Genomic DNA, 17,916 nt, shown 5'->3' with positions numbered 1-17,916 from the left:
ACCCCTCCGATTGTCATTCCGGCCAAGCGCAGCGCGAGCCGGGACCCACACGCAGTTCCGCTTGTAAAAGCGTAGGGTGTTGTGTCTTCAAAGAGTGCCTTCACTCATGCTCTCTGCAAACGAGTGGGCCCCGGGTCTCACTTTGTTCGCCCGGGGTGACACCAATATAGGCGGCGTGTTTTCCTTAAATGCGATTGCCCTGCCTTGTGAGCAAGGTGCAAGATGGCAGGTCCCAGCCGGCTCAGCGCTTGTCCGTTTTCTCCAGGAGCTCCGCCTCGTAGACCTTGGCGACGCGCAGGAAGCGGGCATGGGCGTAGTTCATGGACAGGATGACCCCCCACCAGCCGTATTTGCGGTATTTGCGCACGAAATAGGCCTTGAGAAAGCTGACCGGAAACTCGCTCAGGAGGCGGCTTTTCGGCAGCTTGCGGCCTCGGGAGCGCATGTCTTCGACCTGCATGTCCGAATAGCGGTTGTACTTGCCGACCTGGAATTCAAGCGAGCGGATCGAACGGTGCGCCATGATCCCGGCAAGGTCGGCGATCTTCGCGCCGGGCTCCGGCCGGACCGTGTCATGAACGATGGAAGCGGAGAACCGGCCCTTGCGCCGGTCGTAAAGCCGGATCTGGTGATAGCCGTAGGCCCAGGGCGCCGGCGCCGTTTCATGGGCATACATGTCGCGGATCATGATGCGCCAGCCATCGGCCTGCCGGTAGCTGTCATCTGCAAAACGCGCCCGGATTTCCTCGGCAAGTTCCGGCGTGACCTCTTCATCGGCATCGAGATTGAGCAGCCAGTCGTTGCGGCACTGGTCCTCACCGAAGCGTTTCTGCGGACCGTAGCCGGGCCAGTCATTGCCGACCACGCGCGCGCCGAGGCTCTCGGCAACGGCGATCGTGTCATCGCTCGATCCGCTGTCGATGACGATGACCTCGTCCACCCAGCCGATGACGCTTTCGATCGGCCGGGCAATACGGTCGGCCTCGTCCTTGGCGATGATGAAGGCGGAAAGCGGAAGGCGGTCGGTCATTCGATGTCCGGTCTGAAGGTCTTGCCGGAACGGGCCCGGCGCGGCTGATACCAGTTGGTATTAGAGCGTTTCCCGGTTGGATTGAAGCATTCTGTTTGTCGACCGGCGAGACGAATGCGCGGAGTGTCGTGAAACCCATAGCGGGTTATGGGTGAGCGGCACGACAAAGCAGTCGTCCGCCGGACGCGAACCCGGAGGGCCGGGCCGGTTTGGTCCAATGCCGTCGGTCTTCGTCTCGACCGTGCAGCCAGCACGGCCTTCGACAAAGTCCTCGACCTTGAACCAAACCGACCTCGGCAGAATGCTTCAATCCAACCGGGAAACGCTCTAACCGCGCCGGGCCGTGATTTGAAGAAAAGAAATCAGGATTTCACGCGCGCGAAGACCGCGTCGAGGCCCGGGAGCAGGATCGTTGAGCCCTCGACCGTTCCCTTGAAGCCGGGGGCGTTCAAGACTTCCAGCGGCAGGTCGGGCACGGTCACGGTTGCCGGGTCGCTCGCGAGATTGAACGCGCACAGGACGGTTTCACCCTTGTGGCTTCGGGTGAAGACCAGAGTTTCGCCGTCGCTGTCGAGGAAGGTCATGTCGCCCTTTTTCAGCGGCTCGTGTTGCTGCCGCCAGGTGTAGAAGGCCCGGTTGCGGTTGAGGATCGAGCCCTTGTCGGTCTCCTGTTCGGCGGCCGCCATGGCAAGGTGCTCTTCGGCCACCGGGAGCCACGGTTCGGCCGCCGAAAACCCGCCGTGCGGCGCATCACCGGTCCAGGGCATCGGCGTGCGGCAGCCGTCACGGCCCTTGTATTCCGGCCAGAAGCGGATGCCGTAGGGGTCCTGAATCTTTTCGAAAGGCACGTCGGCCTGGGTCAGGCCGAGTTCCTCGCCCTGGTAGAGGCAGGGGGTGCCGCGCAGGGAGGCGCACAGCGCGGTCTCGAGCGGCGCAAATTTCCGAATGTCCTTGCCCTCGCCCCAGCGGCTGCCGACCCGCTTGACGTCGTGGTTGGACAGGGCCCAGCTGGCCCAGCCCGAGCCGATGCCGGCGTTCATTTCCTCGACGATGCGGCGGATGTGGGCGGCAGAATGCTGGGGAGTCAACAGGTCGAAACTGTAGGCCATGTGGATGCGCCTGCCTGCTTCCGTATAGGAATTTGTCAGCTCCACAGCGAGGCCGTCATGGCCGATTTCTCCGACAGAGGTCGTGCCGGGATACCGGTCGAGCAGGCCGCGCAGCTTTTCCAGGAAGACAAGGTTTTCCGGCTGGGTCTTGTCATGGATGTGATCCTGGTAGCCATAGGGGTTGGTCGGATCGACCGTCGACGGCATCTCGTCGGCGCTGAGCGGCGGGTTGTCCCGGAGCTGCTTGTCGTGAACATAGAAATTCACGGTGTCGAGGCGGAAGCCGTCGACGCCCCGGTCGAGCCAGAACCTGGCGGCGCCCAGGACGGCGTCCTGAACCTCTTCGTTGTGGAAGTTGAGATCCGGCTGGCTGGCCAGGAAATTGTGCATGTAATACTGGCAGCGGCGGCTGTCCCACTCCCAGGCCGCGCCGCCGAAGATCGACAGCCAGTTGTTCGGCACGGTGCCGTCCGGCCTGGCATCGGCCCAGACGAACCAGTCGGCTTTCGCGTTGTCTTTGGAGGACCTGCTCTCGGCGAACCAGGGATGCTGGTCGGACGTGTGCGAGATCACGAGGTCGATGATCACCTTCAGTCCGCGGCCATGGGCTGCGGCCAGCATGCGGTCGAAATCGGCGAGCGAGCCGAACATCGGGTCGACATCCTCGTAGTCGGAGACGTCATAACCGAAATCGTCCATGGGCGAGGTGAAGAAGGGCGACAGCCAGATCGCGTCGACGCCGAGCGCGGCGATATAGTCCATGCGTTCGGTGACGCCGTTCAGGTCACCGATGCCGTCATCGTTGCTGTCGTTGAAGGAGCGCGGATAGATCTGGTAGATCACCGCTCCCTTCCACCAGTCCGGGTCTTTGATCGGGTTTGCTGGCACATCAGCCTCCAGGCCCGTTTCGGCTTCTTCGAACATTGCCGGTCTCCGTCCGCTTCTGTGGCGGTGTGATGGGTTTCAAAGCGCTTTGAATGGCTATATCCCGCGCCCCTTCAGGTCAAGAGAGTTGTCTTGAAAAAGTCGTGTGAAGCGTGGATTGCGTCAACGAAACCTGAACTTCGGCCAGGTGGGCCGGCAAACAAAAACCGGCCCCGCATGAGCTGGGCCGGTGGAGCAACTGAAAAGTTTCGAAACAGTATTTTGTCCGGAACAGGTGCTATAATACTCGGCGGGCGTGACAAATATGTGAACGAAACATTAACGAGCGTGAAAAGCGGCCAAGGGGTGCGCCTGAAGGCAGCCGGAACGGCGAACCCGGTGCGATTATGTCATGAGATAAATAAAGTTAAATAATTGAATTTTTTGACAAAAAAATAAAGTTATGACGTAAAGGTCAATTTCTTCTTGCAAAGCAGCATGGAAGCTGGAACTGTCTCGTCACGCAGAAATGTCGGCAAGATGAGATCCCGGTGAATATCACGGGCTGGAAAAGCTGCACGTGGACACCAGCTTGCCGGGTAAACTTGGAGGAAATGTCATGACGGCAGCCATGGTGGGATGGGCGCATATGCCCTTCGGCAAACATTCGGAAGAAACCGTTGAAAGCATGATCGTCAAGGTCGCGGTCGACGCGATCCGCGATGCCGGCATCGCGCCGGAAGATGTCGACGAAATCCTGCTCGGCCATTTCAATGCCGGCTTCTCCGCCCAGGATTTCACGGCCTCGCTGGTGCTTCAGGCCGATCCCGGCCTGCGCTTCAAGCCGGCCACGCGCGTCGAAAACGCCTGCGCCACCGGTTCCGCCGCCGTGCACCAGGGTGTGCGGGCCATTGCCTCGGGTGATGCCCGTTTCGTGCTGGTTGTCGGCGTCGAGCAGATGACGACCACCCCGGGACCGGAGATCGGCAAGAACCTTTTGAAGGCGTCCTACCTGAAGGAAGAAGGCGACACGCCGGCCGGGTTTGCCGGTGTCTTCGGCAAGATCGCCGACGCCTATTTCCAGAAGCATGGCGACCAGTCCGATGCCCTGGCGAAGATTGCAGCCAAGAACCACAAGAACGGCGTCGGCAATCCTTACGCCCAGATGCGCAAGGATCTCGGCTTCGAGTTCTGCCGCGCGGAAAGCGAAAAGAACCCGTTCGTCGCCGGTCCGCTGAAACGCACCGACTGCTCGCTGGTCTCCGACGGTGCCGCGGCCCTGGTCCTCACCGATCCGGCCACCGCGCTCGGCATGAAGAAGGCGGTCGCCTTCCGCGGCCTGGCCCATGTGCAGGACTTCCTGCCCATGTCGAAACGCGACATCCTCAAGTTCGAGGGTTGCTCCAAGGCCTGGGGCGAAGCGCTCGGCGACGCCAACCTGGCGCTGGAGGACCTGTCCTTCGTCGAGACCCATGACTGCTTCACCATTGCCGAGCTGATCGAATACGAGGCGATGGGCCTGACAAAGGAAGGCGAGGGCGCCCGCGCCGTGCTGGAAGGCTGGACCGAGATGGGCGGCAAACTGCCGGTCAACCCGTCCGGCGGCCTGAAAGCCAAGGGCCACCCGATCGGCGCCACCGGCGTTTCCATGCACGTCCTGACCGCCATGCAGCTCACCGGCACCGCCGGCGACATCCAGGTGAAGAACGCCGAGATCGGCGGCATCTTCAACATGGGCGGCGCCGCGGTGGCGAATTTCGTCTCGGTGATGCAGGCGATGCGGTAAGCTTGTAGCCCGCAGGAAATGCAATTAGCTTGCGATGGACGGATCGGCTTTGGCTGATCCGTCCACTTTTTGTCGCTGACCCCTTCTAGAAACAATGACAAACGATTTTTTCATTGGCTTGATTTATGTATCTTCCATGTATTTTTTGGGAGCTTTTTCAATAAAGGAGGGGTTTCCTCCGATTTACAAAGAATCCAAATCAATTCTTGATTTAATCATGACGAAAAGAGGTGAAGTGTTTGATGATATGCGGTGGATATTCGTTGCATTTGGGGTGCTCGTGTCAGCGTTTTTTCTCACGTCGTTCACTGGTTTTGATGAATTTCTTTTGCTTCCACCAGCTGGTTTCTTTTGTGCAGGCTGGTCCATTCGCACCAAGTTGAAACGGACGAGCGGAGGTCCCTTGCCATGGGTCACGGTCTATACGGCATCGCCGCTGCTGTTCCCGCTATTTGATCGCAGGCCGATGCTGCTGTTCGACATCTGGACACTGGCCGCCACGGGCATTTTCGGTTTGCCCCTCGTCGCGATTGCGTTCCTGAAGGGATGAGGCGGGCAAAGAGCTATTGCTCCTTCCGGAGTGTCACCTCCTCCGCTTCGTCATTGCAGGGCTTGACCCACTACTGTCCGGTTTAATGCGGCTCGGTTTCTACAGGTCATTGATTCATTGTCGATAGTTGCGCTTCTCCCGATCCTGGACACGCAGTGCCTTGCCGCTTGCGCCCCTCTCCCCCCTTGCGGGCTGGGCAATCGCAATTGAAGAAAACACCCCACAGACATCGGTGTCACCCCGGGCGAACAAAGTGAGACCCGGGGCCCACTCGTTTGCAGAGTGGAGAAGCAAAGGCACCTTTCGAATACGCACCGTACGCTTGGGTATGCGGATCTGCGAGTGGGTCCCGGCTCGCGCTGCGCTTGGCCGGGATGACTCCAAAGGTAACGTATTTGCCAAGGGCTTTGACGAGGAATTGCAAATGCGATTGCCCTGCCCTTGGAGGGAGAGACTGGAACAAGTGGGAAAGCCTGTTTGCGCACAGAGGCTGCTGCTTAACCGGACAGCAGTGGGTCAAGCCATGGGATGACGTGTGGAGGGGCGGGCAACTGAAAGACACGCTTTGTCATCCTGTGCGGAACGCGGTCTGGAGACGGGAACCGATTGTTGAGCGGGACAGCCGCCGATGTAGCTTCCTGGGTCCCCGCGTGCGTGGATAAGACAACAGTGGGGCATTCCAAATAGCGCGAGTTAACTAGGCAATTGAGGCCACCTCACTGCAAAGATAGCTCGCCAATTTTCTGGACGAATCCAAGTCTCTGATTTAAATCGAAGTTATGGAACTTTCCTTTGCTATTTATTTTGCTTCAGCGATCTACTTTTCCATCGCGTTCCTCATGGCCATGGGCATCTTGCCTTTCTATCGAGCATTTGGATGCTGGCGAAAAGGCGAAGGGATAACGATCCTTGCTCTGTTCGCGTGGTTTTTTCTTTCATTGTTCCTGTTCATAGGGGCCGTTGTCTTTTTCGTCTCAAGCGGGTGGGCCATCGTATCGCCACTTGCGAGTGCAGCTATTTCCATGATCCTACTCCGCTCTGGCTGGACACTTCGGCAGCAACTTAGGCTGAGTGAAAAGGGGCCGCTTTCCTGGATGTTTTTCCGGTTCCCTCAGCTAACGCATAGATGGGTGGTCGCGAGACCGATGTTTGTCTTTGACTTTATTTCGGTCGGTGCGGCGGCCTTTTGGCTCGCCATAATGCTGGCAGCAGCAATGGATTGATTTTTTCTCGCTACTAAGAATTCCAAAAATGGGATGTCGTCTCTTCGTGCCAAAACCAGGAAACGAAACGAGCTGTCATCCCGGACGCAGCGCAGGGCGATCCGGAATCCAGGACTCCCGGGAACCGATTGCTGAACAGAACCGTGACCGATGAAGGCTCCTGGGTCCGCGGGGATGACAAACGAGAAAACGCGTTGGCTATGCCAACTTTGTGGCCTTACTGCGCCGCGCCGGCCGCTGCGGCAAAGAAGTCCGGGTCCGTCAGCTCCGGCGGGCTGACCGGAGCGCCGCCGCCTTCGCCCACGTAAGTGTCTGCGACGCCATAGACGAAGACACCGCCGGCGTTTCGTTTCAGGATCGCAATGCGCTCGATCAGCTGGTGGTCGCCCGTCTCGCAATTGGCGTAGCTGGTGTAGAGCTCCCGTCCGCCTTCGGTGATCCGTTCGGTGCCGGAGGAGAAACTGCCCTGGTTGCAGGATTTCTGGCTATCGGCGACGGCCAGCGACATCAGCTCCTCTTCGGACGTGTAGCTGCCTGCCGGGAAGATATGGGCAACGAGCGTGCGCGGACCATTGGCCGCGACCGCGTGTAGCCCGTTCATGTTTTCCTCGCGCTGGCCGTCGGGGATCAGCTTCAGCCCGGTGAGACCGGCGCTGCCCATCAGGTTGAACAGGGCCTGGGTGGCCTCGACGGCAAGTTGCGGATCGTTCGCGGCGACAGACGGTGTGGTGGTGGACGGCGTGGTGGTGTTCGCTGGAGCGCTGTTGCCGAGCCCTCCTTGCGCGGGGGCGGCAGCAACATCGCCCATGCCCGGCGCCGCGCCGTAGCGCGCCGTGTTTCGCTCGACGCATTTGGCAAGGCGGGCCATCAGCCGCGAGGTGCCGGTGAGGCGGAACTGGTAGTTGTTTGCGCCGTCATAGACGTACAGCGTCCGGCCCCGGCGGAAACGGGTGATGATATAGCCGCCCTGGGGCATTTCCATACGCGCCAGGTCCTTTGACGTCGCCTTGGCGACACCGCTCTGCCAGCCGCCCCGGTCGATGCGGTATTGCAGGGGGAAATCGGACCCGACTTTCATGTTCCAGTGCGGGGCGGAAAAGCCGATTGCCCAATTGTAGGTCGTATCGACCTGGACATAGAGCGTGATGCCGCTCTTGTAGCTGGCCGAGGCGACGCAGGTCGAGAACCGGCCGCTTTGGTCGTCCGTGAAGGCGCTGCCGTTCCAGCCGCCAAGGCGGAAACTTTCGACAACTGCCGCATTGGACGACAGTCCGCTGAACAGCAGGAAAATGCCGGCCACCGCCAGCAAAGGAACAAGGCGCATCGCTCCCCCCGGATGCCGCGACGGACAAGCCGCCAGTCAGTTGGAAAGGCTAAGCGAATTCCATTGCGGCATCAAGAAGGCATGGCGGTGAGGGGGCCATCTACTGGATGGCTTCCATGGCCCGTGTGAAGCCTGTCAGGGGCACATCGATCGACTGGCGCTTGTTTTCAGCAGGGGCAAAGTCGATCTGCAATGTGGTGCCCGCCTTCATGGCCGCGATCAGCTCCGGCTTCGCTTCGGCGGAAAGAAAACAGCCGCGCTGATCGCACTTGCCGATTTCAAGTTCGGTGAGAGGCGTTCCGTCGACGCCAAGCTTGATCCTGCCCGGCAGGTAAAACCCCAGCGGTGCCTGCATCTGGAAAACAGGCTTGCCCTTTTGGGCGGGATAGATGATGTCGATCTTGAACAGAAGCTGGCCGCTTTCCTTCACCAGGATTGCCTGGCTTGCTTCGCAGACAAGGGTGTCCACAGCGCGCGCCGGACCGGCGCAGCGTGTCTTCCATAACTGATCCGGGGGGGCCTGTTGAGCCTGGGCAGCGCCGGTCAGGGAAAGCGCCGCGATTGCGGCCGCGAGAAGAAGGCGTTTTCCGGTGTCTTGCATGATCGCTCGTTGGTTTCGTGTTGCCCGTCGAATGCAAGGCTTACCGGTTCAGGGCCGGTTCGTCACCCGGTGTTCCCGGCTTGCGGAGGCCGGAATACATGCAAAATCCGGGTGGAAGGTCGAAACAGGGGGCGCCCGGGAATTGGAATTGGTCAAAGCCGCCTTTCAGAAAAATCTATTCCGCTTGGCGTCACAGCTTTGAAAAGCGGTGCCCGGCGCTTCCACCGGCACGCCACTAAATTAAGTCCATCACACTGGGATTGGAGACCCTTGAGATGGCACCCCGCCGTGGCGACACGCAAAAAACACTGAAACGGCCTCAGGACCGGCTCGACGTGTTTCCGGCCTTCATGAAGGTGGCCGGCGAGCGTGTCCTGGTTGTCGGCCATGGCGGCGAGGCGGCTGCCAAGGTGCGCCTTCTGGGGGAGACCAACGCAAAAATCGTCGTTGTCGCTGAAACTGTCGAGGCCGATCTGGCCGAAGCCATCGCGCTTTTCGAGGCCGAACATGTTGCCGAGGATTTCCGCCCGGCGCATCTGAACGGGGCCGCGCTGGTGTTCTCCGCGCGCGAGGACCGGGATCTCGACAAGGCTGTGGTCGATGCCGCCCGGATTTTGGGCGTGCCGGTCAACGCGGTCGACAAACCGGAACTTTGCGATTTTTACACCGGCGCTCTTGTGAACCGCGCCCCGATCGCTGTGGCCATCACCTCCACCGGTGTCGGGCCGGTGCTGTCGCGCCACATCCGCGCCCGCATCGAGGCGATGCTGCCGCGCGCAACCGGCGAACTGGCGCGCCTGGCCGAGAGCTTTCGCGATGCCGCCACCAGGGTGATCCGCGACGGCACCTTGCGCCGCACCTTCTGGGCCCGGTTCTTCTCCGGTTCCGTGGCTTCCAATCTCTATGCCGGCAAGACGGGCACCGCCCGCGCCGAAGCGCAGCGGTTGCTCAACTCGATGGCGGACGAGCCGGGCTTTGTCTGGCTCGTCGGTGCCGGTCCGGGCGCGGAAGACCTTTTGACCCTGCGCGCCCAACGCCTGCTGCAGGAAGCCGACGTGATCGTGCATGACGCCCTCGTGCCGGCCGGTGTCGTTGCCATGGGCCGGCGCGATGCCGAACGGATCTCCGTCGGCAAGCGCAAGGGCGCCCATTCGGTGCGGCAGTCCGAGATCTGCGAACTGCTGGTCGACCTGGGCCGCAAGGGGCGGAAGGTCGTGCGCCTCAAGGCGGGAGATCCGATGATCTTCGGCCGGGCGGCGGAAGAAATGGAGGCGCTCCGCGGCGGCGGGGTCGGTTTCGAGGTTGTCCCCGGCGTTACTGCAGCCTTCGCCGCGGCCGCTTCGGCCCAGATTCCGCTGACGCTTCGCGGCGTCGCCTCCAACCTCGTTTTCGCGACCGGACACAATGCAAGGTCCGAAACCCTGCCGGACTGGGCCGGCCTGGCGCTGAAGGGCGCAACCGTTGCCGTCTATATGGGCCGCACGGTCGCCGCCGCCGTTGCCGAAAAGATGATCGGCGCCGGCCTGAGTTCCGAAACTCCGGTGGCCGTCATTGAAAACGCCGCCCACCCGGACGAACGCCAGTTTGCCGGAACGCTTTCGGAACTCGCGGTGCTGTCGAACCGCGAGGAGATCGACGGTCCGGTCCTGATTGTGATCGGCGAGGCCGTCGGCCACGCCGCAATGGAACACGCCGAACCCCTGGTGCCGCTTGCCGCGGCACGGGTTGTGGCGGCCTGACTTGTAAGAGAGTGGACGCAATGAAAGTCATTACCGCCAACCGCCTGCTGAACGGCGATGTTGTCTGGCTCGCAAAAGGCGGTGCCTGGGTCGAACGCATCACGCTGGCAAGGACCTTCGAAGGCAAGGAAGCCGTCGCCGAAGGCCTGGCCGAGGGGGCGGAGGCCGAAAAGAACCAGGAAGTCGTCGGGGTCTACGAGATGGACATCACCGTCGAGGACGGGGTCATCGTGCCGGTGCGCCTGCGCGAGAAGATCCGCGCCAAGGGGCCAACCACCCATCCGCAATTCGGCAAGCAGGCCCAGGCCGTTTCGGCCTGATCGAGACAGAAAGGTCAGGGCAGCGCCCAAGACGCAGAAATGCGCATGGCAGCGCCCGGCAAGGAGCAGAACATGTACCGTTACGATGAATTCGACGCCAGTTTCGTCAACCAGCGCACCGAGCAGTTCAAGGATCAGGTCCGCCGGCGCCTCGCCGGGGAATTGTCCGAGGACGAATTCAAGCCGCTGCGGCTGATGAACGGGCTCTACCTGCAGCTCCATGCCTACATGCTGCGCGTCGCCATTCCCTATGGCACGCTCAACGGCCGTCAGATGCGCAAGCTGGCCCATATCGCCCGCACCTACGACAAGGGCTACGGTCATTTCACCACGCGCCAGAACATCCAGTTCAACTGGCCGAAGCTGGAAGACACGCCGAAGATCCTTGAAGAGCTGGCGGAAGTGGAAATGCACGCCATCCAGACCTCGGGCAACTGCATCCGCAACGTGACCGCGGACCATTTCGCCGGTGCCGCCGCCGACGAGATCGCCGACCCGCGCCCCTATGCGGAAATCCTGCGCCAGTGGTCGTCGCTGCATCCGGAGTTCTCGTTCCTGCCGCGCAAGTTCAAGATTGCCATCACCGGCGCGCCGAACGACCGCGCCGCCGTCCAGGTGCATGACATCGGCCTGCAGCTGATCCGCAACGATGCCGGTGAAATCGGCTTCGAGGTCTTTGTCGGTGGTGGTCTCGGCCGCACGCCGATGATCGGCCGCAAGGTGCGCGACTTCCTGCCCGAAGAGGACCTCCTGGCCTATTCGGAAGCGATCCTGCGCGTCTACAACCGCTATGGCCGCCGCGACAACAAGTACAAGGCCCGTATCAAGATTCTGGTGCACGAGACCGGCCTGGACGAGCTGAAGGCGGATATCGAGGCCGAATTCGAGAAGATCCGTTTCGGCGTCCTGCGCCTGCCGGATGAGGAAGTCCGCCGCATCGAGGCCTATTTCGCGCCGCCGCCGCTGGAAGTCGGATCGGCGTCGTCGCAGGCCGTGGAAGAGCGCAAGGCATCCGATGCCGCCTTCGCCCAGTTCGTGGCCCACAATCTCAACCCGCACCGGGTGCCGGGCTATACGTCCGTGACCCTGTCGATGAAGCCGATCGGCGGCATTCCGGGCGATGCGTCCGATCACCAGATGGACGTGATCGCGGAGCTGGCCGAAACATTCGGGCATGACGAGCTGCGCATCAGCCACGAGCAGAACGTCATCCTGCCGCATGTGAAGCTGGATGACCTTCCGGCGCTGTTCGACCGGCTGGTCGCCGCCGAGATCGCCGAAGGCAATGCCGGTCTCATCACCGACATCATCGCCTGCCCGGGCATGGATTACTGCGCGCTCGCGACGGCCCGGTCGATTCCGGTGGCACAGCGGATTTCCGAGCGCTTCGGTACGGCCGAGCGTCAGGCGGAAATCGGTGAGCTGAAGATCAAGATCTCGGGCTGCATCAATGCCTGTGGCCACCACCATGTCGGTCACATCGGCATTCTCGGCCTGGAAAAGAAGGGCGAGGAATTCTACCAGGTGACGCTTGGCGGTTCGGCCAATGAAAACGCGTCCATCGGCGAAATCATCGGCCGCGGCTTCTCCTCGGAAGAAGTGATCGATGCAATCGAGAAGCTGGTCGATACCTATCTCGGCCTGCGTGTCGGAAAAGAAGAGACCTTCCTGGAAGCCTATCGGCGGATCGGGGAGGCGCCCTTCAAGGAGGCCCTTTATGGCGCTGCATGAGACATTCAGCCTAGGCGTTGACCCGGAACTGGGACTGCAGGCGGAAGTCGCCGCGCACAATGCCCAGTTCGAACACATGACCGCACAGGAAATCCTGATGGCGGCCATCCGCCATCAGTTCGCGGACGACATCGCGATGGTGTCGAGTTTCGGCGCGGATTCCGCCGTGCTTCTGCACATGGTCGCCCAGATCGATCCGTCGACGCCGGTGTTGTTTATCGACACCGTCAAGCTGTTTCCGGCAACGCTCCTCTACCGCGACGAACTGATCGAGAAGCTGGGCCTGACCGACGTGCGTACGTTCAAGCCGGAAAAGGAAGATCTGGCCGAGGCGGATCCTGCCGGCATGCTCTGGATGAGCGACACCGACGCCTGCTGCCATATCCGCAAGGTGGTGCCGCTGGAACGGGCGCTGAGCGGTTTCGAGGCCTGGATCTCCGGCCGCAAACGCCATCAGAGTTCGACACGCGCCGACCTTGAGGTCTTCGAGATCGACGAGGGCCGGGTGAAGGTCAATCCGCTGGCGGATTGGACGGCTACGGAAATCCTGGACTATGCCAAGGCACATGATCTGCCGCCGCATCCGCTGGTCGCGCAAGGGTATCCGTCCATCGGCTGCATGCCCTGCACCAGCAAGGTGGCGCCGGGCGAGGACCCGCGCGCCGGTCGCTGGCGCGGCCAGGACAAGACGGAATGCGGCATTCACTGGCCGACCCATGGCAAGGAATTTGACGGCAGCGGCATTTGACCGCTGACCGTATTGAAGTTTGAGGACGCGAAGAATGGCAACGATTTACACGGACGGCGAATTCGTCGAGGAAAACTGGGAAACGGCCGATGCCGAAACGGGGGCCTCCGTTCCCGGGGATGCGCTGGTGCCGTTGACGCTGTTTCTGGCGGATCCCGATGCCTACCTTTCACGCGGCGGCAAGACGGCGGTGATCGTCGAGGCCGGTGATGATGTCGAGCCGGTCGAACCCTATCTGGACCGTCTGGCACTGGTGGCGGTCGATTTTCCGAGTTTCGCCGACGGCCGCGGTTTTTCCGCCGCACGCGTCCTGCGCGAGCAGATCGGCTACAAGGGCGATATCCGCGCCGTGGGCAAATACATCCTCGACCAGGTGCCGCTCGCCCGCCGCTGCGGGGTGACGACGTTCGACATCACCAAGCCGGAAGTGCTGAAGGCGCTGAAGGCCGGCGAGTGGCCTGAGGTCACCAAATACCTGCAGCCTGTCGGTACGGTCGACGAAATCCCGGAAGGCACGCGCCCCTGGGCACGCCGGTCCCAGCGTGATATCGCCGTCGCCGCCGAATAACGCCGGTCGCCGACCCGCGGGATGAAGAGGCGGTACGGGCGGTCTCAGTCCTTTTTCTGCTCGCAAATCTCGACGATCGCATCGATATTTGCGAGCAGAATGTCGACCAGTTCCGGTTGGAAGTGGCGGCCACGTTCCTTGCGCAACAGCTCAAGAATGTCTTCGAGCGGCCAGGCCTTCTTGTAGCAACGCTCGCTGCCGAGCGCGTCGAAAACATCGGCGATCGCTGTAATCCGCCCATAAAGATGAATGTCTGCGCCGGTCCTGTTGGCCGGGTAACCACCGCCGGCCCATTTCTCGTGATGATCACGGGCGATGACCGCGCCGGCCTGCAAGACCTTCCGGCTTGACGATTTCAGAAGGTCGTATCCGAGCATGCTGTGGGTCTTCATGACTGACCATTCGGCGTCGGTCAGCTTGCCGGGCTTGTTGAGGATGGCATCGGGTACTCCGATCTTGCCGATATCGTGAAGCGGCGATGCCAGGCGGATGATTTCCGCTTCGTCTTCCGGCAAACCGTATTCCAGGGCGATCAACTTGCTGATTTCCGCGACTCTCTGGACATGGTGCCCGGTTTCCAGGGACCGGGTTTCGATGGTTTCGCCAAGAATATCGACCATTTCGATCTGGGTTTGCTCGGACTCGTGGACAAGGTCCATGTTTTCGCAGGCGATGGCGACATTGCGCTCAAAGAGCTTCAGCAATGACCTGGTCAGATCAGTGGGCTCATCGAAAGGCGCTTTCACGTGCAGCAACCGCTTGATCCCGTCGCGGCACTTGATGACGGCGGTATAGTGACCCGAAGCGATCTCGCTCCGGCTGCAAGACAGTGCGGCCTTGAAGTCCTGCAATGCCGGGACGTCCCGGATACGGGTCGGATCACTGCCCACATGTGGCGCGTAGCAACCCGTGGCGGCGACGATCGTCGCGGATTGCTCACAGCCCTGGGCCGCAAAGGCACTGGTGTCGTCGACCGACAGGTCACATTGTTCGTGCAGCAAGTTACTGAGTTGCTCCAGAACGACTTCCGCCAGGTTCTCCTTCGTTTGCAGCTCGAACACCTGCGCCGAGGCCTCAATGACGGCTTCCAGGCCGCGCTTGTTTTTTTCCAGCTCGACGATGTCCCGATACGAGCGCAGCGACGCATACATCAGCGTCGACAGCTTGCGGGAGGTCAGTTCGGTCTTTTCCTTGTAGTCGTTGATGTCGTAGCGCGCGATGACATCCCGCTCCGGCGCCTGACCGGGCTGGCCGGTGCGCAGTACGATGCGTACGGCGGAATTGCCGGCTTCCTCGCGGATGAATTGCGCCACGTCCAGTCCGGCGGTTTCGCTCTCCATCACCACGTCCAGCAGGATCAGCGCCGTGTCGGGGTGGTCCAGGATGGTTTTCCGGGCTTCCTCACCGGAATAGACCGAGACGAACTCGAGGGGCCGGTTGTCAAAGGAAAAACCCGACAGGGCGAGGCGGGTCACGTCATGAATGGACTGCTCGTCATCGACCAGCATGATTTTCCAGGGCCTGCCGAAATCTTCCACAAGGCCCGGATCTTCCGAATACAGGATCTTTTCGTTCCGACTGTTCATTTGCTGTCCTGAGGCTGCGCCTGGCTCAGGGGGACCGTGAGATGTACCGAGATCCCCTGTCCGGGCGTGCTTTCGCAAACGACGGTGCCGCCCAGTTTCCTTGTTGCCAGATTGTAGACGATATGCATGCCAAGGCCGCTGCCGCCGCTGCCGCGCCTGGTCGTGTAAAAGGGGTCAAAAATCCGGTTCAGAACGTCCGGAGCAACACCCTTGCCGGTGTCGCTGTAATGAATGTGGGCACTTTGACCGGACAGTGAGGAGACAATCCTGATCTCACCGCTCTCGCCGTCGTCAAAGGCGTGGGTCAGCGAATTCATGACAAGGTTGGTGATAATCTGCGACAGGGCGCCCGGAAAACTTGTCATGACAATGTCCCGGTCGCCGGCCACGGCGATCGTGTGCGGCGTCTTCTTGGTCTGGGGCAGAAGGCTGAGCATGACTTCATCGAGATAGTCGACAAGCTTGAAGGTGCGCAGTTCGTCGCTGGACTGGTCGACGGCAACCTGTTTGAAACTCCGCACCAGATCCGAGGCGCGGTGGAGATTGGCGACAATGATCTTTGAGGACTGGCCCGCCAGATCGAGAAACTCGTCGAGGCCGCGCCGTGTCAGGCTCTCCTGCTCGACCTGCGTGCCGATGTCCGCCACCTTCTCCTCCATGAAGGTTGCCGCTGTCAGTCCCACGCCGATCGGCGTGTTGACCTCGTGAGCCAGCCCGGCAACGAGACCTCCGAGCGAAGCCAGTTTCTCTGTCTGCACAAGTTCCTTTTCCGCCAGTTTCTGGTCTGTGATGTCATAGTGCCAGACAATGGTGGCGGGCGCGTCCTCGAATTCGATGGGAATGGCATCATGCAGTCCCCACCAGGTGGTGTCATCCACCCTGCGCCGTTCCATGACGAAACGTTGAAAACCTTCTCCGCTTTCAACGCAGGCCCCCGCGGTTTCCAGGTCCTTGGCAAGCACAAAGGTGTTTTCAAAGCCGTATGCGTCCAGGTGCTCAGGGGTGTCCGCATGGAAGAACTCGAGAAAACGCTGGTTGGCGTAGATGCGCCGGATCGGGTTCATGCGCAGGATCGAGATGCCCGCCGATGAACTGTCCAGGATTTGACGCAATCTGGTTTCGCTCTTGCGCAGGTCCTCCTGGACCTTGCGCCGGTCGCTGATCTCCTTTTCCAGGTCGCGCGTGCGCTCCTCGACCAGGTTCTCCAGTTGGTCACGGTAGTGCTCGAGCTCAAGCTGATGGCTTCGAAGTTCGGTGATGTCGGTCGTCGTGCCGACCATGCGGACCGGTTGCTCGGCCTCATCCAGCTCGACCTGTCCATGTTGCTCGAGATATCTCGTGCCTTCCGGAGTATTCACCCTGTGCACGACCCGAAACGGCGTCTTCTCCTGCCCCGGTTTCACCGACCGTTGCATTTCCTGGTAAACACTGTCCCGGTCTTCCGGATGTACGACTTTAATGAAGGTCTTGGCGGTCGGTTTCACTTCCCCGGGCTCGTATCCGAGCAGCCGGTATTCTTCTTCTGACCAGTGCGCTGCAAAGGTTTTCATGTCGACGGTCCAATTGCCGAGCCGGGCCATGGACTGGGCCTCCCGCAATTGCCGTTCGCTTTCCCTCAAGCCGGCATCACTTTCGCGCAGTTCCCGGTTCAGGCTGCGTTGGCGGAAAAAAACGGCCAGCAGGATCAGCGAGACGACAACGGCGGCCACGATCATGATCTGGTATTGAATGCGGAGCCGCGTTTCGTTCGTCTGGAACTCGATAAACTCCCTCTGGAACGTTACCCAGATGTCTTCTTCGATCTGTTCCGCCGCCTTGTAGACCTCGCGGGTGTTGGCCCGGAGGGTTTCCAGGACATCCGGAGATGGATCCAGACCCGCAGTCTGCATCAACGACAGGTTCTGCCGCAGCAGGGGGACCGCCTTTTCGACAAGGTTTTCCTTGTCGGCAAAGTCGTTGAAGACAAAGCCGATCGATGCTTTTGCAAGGTTCTGTGCGTCTTGAAGAAGGTCACTGTCGCCAGTCTGGACCGCAAGAAGATATGCCTCTGCGCTACGTTGAGACAACAGGGCGACCTTGAAGCTCAGGCGCATCGAATCCGTCATGCGCATGGTCTTGCTGGATTCCGCAATTCGCGCCGGAGCCCGATAGATGGAATAAACCAGATAGGCCCCGTAGAGGCTGGCTGCCACGACGAGCAATCCTGAAACGAAGGCGATGAACCTCGTGACCAAGTTCTACTCCATAGCGATTTCAGTGATCATCCAGGTCCATTTGGGAAGATTGATCCGGTGGGCCTCCAGGTTCTCGTCGAAATCCGGAAAGATGATGCGCATGGGGCCCTTCCCGTCGAAATCGATGTATTCGCCGTTGACCCGCGTTGCGATCAGAATGCGCAGGTTCTGCCATTCTTCCTTGCCGAAGGTGATCTCGTAGTCGTCAATCGCCCTGGTGATCAGGGTCGAGGTGTCCACCGTCCCGAACGCGGCGACGAAGTCCTGCATCCAGACGCCCGTGTAGGTGTCGCTGCGCTTTTCATACGGGTTGAAGGCCTCGATTTCGTGGAGACCCGCCTTTTCGATGGCCGCGACGGACACCTCCCTTTGGGTCTCTGTCCTGCCGGACGCAGAAACGAGGATTTGCATGCTGCCATCGGCCGAATGGGAGGTATGGGAGCTGCCGAGCACGAGACCCAGAAAAACGATTGCCTGTCTGATCATCGGAGCATTCGCCCTGT

15 protein-coding genes are annotated in these 17,916 nt (G+C 60.7%); 8 read left to right on the top strand and 7 right to left on the bottom strand.

Annotated features, from left to right (window positions below; genetic code table 11):
• Positions 1-241 precede the first annotated feature (241 nt).
• Positions 242-1,030 (bottom strand): glycosyltransferase family 2 protein, encoded by a 789-nt coding sequence (locus O6760_RS01565; protein WP_269583741.1) that lies wholly within the window; start codon positions 1,028-1,030, stop codon positions 242-244.
• A gap of 362 nt (positions 1,031-1,392) precedes the next feature.
• Complete coding sequence (locus O6760_RS01560; protein ID WP_269583740.1) at positions 1,393-3,063, bottom strand: alpha-glucosidase family protein; 1,671 nt, start codon at positions 3,061-3,063, stop codon at positions 1,393-1,395.
• Between the two features lie 559 nt (positions 3,064-3,622).
• Here O6760_RS01560 and O6760_RS01555 point away from each other — a divergent pair.
• From O6760_RS01555 to O6760_RS01545, 3 genes are all read left to right on the top strand, one after another.
• Complete coding sequence (locus O6760_RS01555; RefSeq protein WP_269583739.1) at positions 3,623-4,789, top strand: acetyl-CoA acetyltransferase; 1,167 nt, start codon at positions 3,623-3,625, stop codon at positions 4,787-4,789.
• A 94-nt stretch (positions 4,790-4,883) separates the two neighbouring features.
• The gene (locus O6760_RS01550; protein WP_269583738.1) at positions 4,884-5,339 is read left to right on the top strand and encodes a hypothetical protein; all 456 of its coding nucleotides are present in this window, start codon (positions 4,884-4,886) and stop codon (positions 5,337-5,339) included.
• Positions 5,340-6,118: 779 nt separating this feature from the next.
• Positions 6,119-6,562, top strand: a complete 444-nt coding sequence (locus O6760_RS01545) for a hypothetical protein (protein WP_269583737.1) — start codon at positions 6,119-6,121, stop codon at positions 6,560-6,562.
• 217 nt (positions 6,563-6,779) lie between these two features.
• Here O6760_RS01545 and O6760_RS01540 read toward each other — a convergent pair whose 3' ends face one another.
• Both O6760_RS01540 and O6760_RS01535 read right to left on the bottom strand, forming a co-directional pair.
• Complete coding sequence (locus O6760_RS01540; RefSeq protein WP_269583736.1) at positions 6,780-7,886, bottom strand: hypothetical protein; 1,107 nt, start codon at positions 7,884-7,886, stop codon at positions 6,780-6,782.
• 100 nt (positions 7,887-7,986) lie between these two features.
• A complete protein-coding gene (locus O6760_RS01535; protein WP_269583735.1) occupies positions 7,987-8,487 on the bottom strand; it encodes an invasion associated locus B family protein in 501 nt (166 codons plus the stop codon).
• Between the two features lie 275 nt (positions 8,488-8,762).
• Here O6760_RS01535 and cysG point away from each other — a divergent pair, with 275 nt between their 5' ends.
• The 5 genes from cysG to O6760_RS01510 all read left to right on the top strand — a co-directional run bounded on the left by cysG (position 8,763) and on the right by O6760_RS01510 (position 13,593).
• Complete coding sequence (gene cysG / locus O6760_RS01530; protein ID WP_269583734.1) at positions 8,763-10,226, top strand: siroheme synthase CysG; 1,464 nt, start codon at positions 8,763-8,765, stop codon at positions 10,224-10,226.
• A gap of 20 nt (positions 10,227-10,246) precedes the next feature.
• The gene (locus O6760_RS01525) at positions 10,247-10,546 is read left to right on the top strand and encodes a DUF2849 domain-containing protein (RefSeq protein ID WP_269583733.1); all 300 of its coding nucleotides are present in this window, start codon (positions 10,247-10,249) and stop codon (positions 10,544-10,546) included.
• A gap of 72 nt (positions 10,547-10,618) precedes the next feature.
• Positions 10,619-12,277 carry a nitrite/sulfite reductase gene (locus tag O6760_RS01520; RefSeq protein ID WP_269583732.1) on the top strand — a complete coding sequence of 553 codons (1,659 nt, stop codon included), beginning with the start codon at positions 10,619-10,621 and terminating at the stop codon, positions 12,275-12,277.
• Positions 12,264-13,025 (top strand): phosphoadenylyl-sulfate reductase, encoded by a 762-nt coding sequence (locus tag O6760_RS01515; protein ID WP_269583731.1) that lies wholly within the window; start codon positions 12,264-12,266, stop codon positions 13,023-13,025. The genes O6760_RS01520 and O6760_RS01515 overlap by 14 nt, the downstream gene beginning before the upstream one ends.
• A 34-nt stretch (positions 13,026-13,059) precedes the next feature.
• Positions 13,060-13,593, top strand: coding sequence for a DUF934 domain-containing protein (locus tag O6760_RS01510; RefSeq protein WP_269583730.1), 534 nt, complete (start codon positions 13,060-13,062; stop codon positions 13,591-13,593).
• 44 nt (positions 13,594-13,637) lie between these two features.
• Here O6760_RS01510 and O6760_RS01505 read toward each other — a convergent pair whose 3' ends face one another.
• From O6760_RS01505 to O6760_RS01495, 3 genes are read right to left on the bottom strand one after another with little or no spacing between them, the layout of a single operon-like run.
• Positions 13,638-15,179 carry a DUF3369 domain-containing protein gene (locus O6760_RS01505; protein WP_269583729.1) on the bottom strand — a complete coding sequence of 514 codons (1,542 nt, stop codon included), beginning with the start codon at positions 15,177-15,179 and terminating at the stop codon, positions 13,638-13,640.
• Positions 15,176-17,413, bottom strand: a complete 2,238-nt coding sequence (locus O6760_RS01500; protein ID WP_269583728.1) for a PAS domain-containing sensor histidine kinase — start codon at positions 17,411-17,413, stop codon at positions 15,176-15,178. Before O6760_RS01500 ends, O6760_RS01505 begins: the two co-directional genes overlap by 4 nt.
• Positions 17,414-17,416: 3 nt before the next feature.
• Positions 17,417-17,899 carry a hypothetical protein gene (locus tag O6760_RS01495; protein ID WP_269583727.1) on the bottom strand — a complete coding sequence of 161 codons (483 nt, stop codon included), beginning with the start codon at positions 17,897-17,899 and terminating at the stop codon, positions 17,417-17,419.
• Positions 17,900-17,916: the final 17 nt, after the last annotated feature.

Origin of the sequence: Roseibium sp. Sym1 (assembly GCF_027359675.1) — a bacterium.
Taxonomy (GTDB): Bacteria; Pseudomonadota; Alphaproteobacteria; order Rhizobiales; family Stappiaceae; genus Roseibium.
This window is presented reverse-complemented; position numbering and strand designations above follow the sequence as displayed.

Bases quoted from the DNA above. Each gene is read 5' to 3' on its own strand.
- O6760_RS01565 (WP_269583741.1), bottom strand. From the start codon at position 1,030: ATGACCGACCGCCTTCCGCTTTCCGCCTTCATCATCGCCAAGGACGAG.
- O6760_RS01560 (WP_269583740.1), bottom strand. From the start codon at position 3,063: ATGTTCGAAGAAGCCGAAACGGGCCTGGAGGCTGATGTGCCAGCAAAC.
- O6760_RS01555 (WP_269583739.1), top strand. From the start codon at position 3,623: ATGACGGCAGCCATGGTGGGATGGGCGCATATGCCCTTCGGCAAACAT.
- O6760_RS01550 (WP_269583738.1), top strand. From the start codon at position 4,884: ATGACAAACGATTTTTTCATTGGCTTGATTTATGTATCTTCCATGTAT.
- O6760_RS01545 (WP_269583737.1), top strand. From the start codon at position 6,119: ATGGAACTTTCCTTTGCTATTTATTTTGCTTCAGCGATCTACTTTTCC.
- O6760_RS01540 (WP_269583736.1), bottom strand. From the start codon at position 7,886: ATGCGCCTTGTTCCTTTGCTGGCGGTGGCCGGCATTTTCCTGCTGTTC.
- O6760_RS01535 (WP_269583735.1), bottom strand. From the start codon at position 8,487: ATGCAAGACACCGGAAAACGCCTTCTTCTCGCGGCCGCAATCGCGGCG.
- cysG (WP_269583734.1), top strand. From the start codon at position 8,763: ATGGCACCCCGCCGTGGCGACACGCAAAAAACACTGAAACGGCCTCAG.
- O6760_RS01525 (WP_269583733.1), top strand. From the start codon at position 10,247: ATGAAAGTCATTACCGCCAACCGCCTGCTGAACGGCGATGTTGTCTGG.
- O6760_RS01520 (WP_269583732.1), top strand. From the start codon at position 10,619: ATGTACCGTTACGATGAATTCGACGCCAGTTTCGTCAACCAGCGCACC.
- O6760_RS01515 (WP_269583731.1), top strand. From the start codon at position 12,264: ATGGCGCTGCATGAGACATTCAGCCTAGGCGTTGACCCGGAACTGGGA.
- O6760_RS01510 (WP_269583730.1), top strand. From the start codon at position 13,060: ATGGCAACGATTTACACGGACGGCGAATTCGTCGAGGAAAACTGGGAA.
- O6760_RS01505 (WP_269583729.1), bottom strand. From the start codon at position 15,179: ATGAACAGTCGGAACGAAAAGATCCTGTATTCGGAAGATCCGGGCCTT.
- O6760_RS01495 (WP_269583727.1), bottom strand. From the start codon at position 17,899: ATGATCAGACAGGCAATCGTTTTTCTGGGTCTCGTGCTCGGCAGCTCC.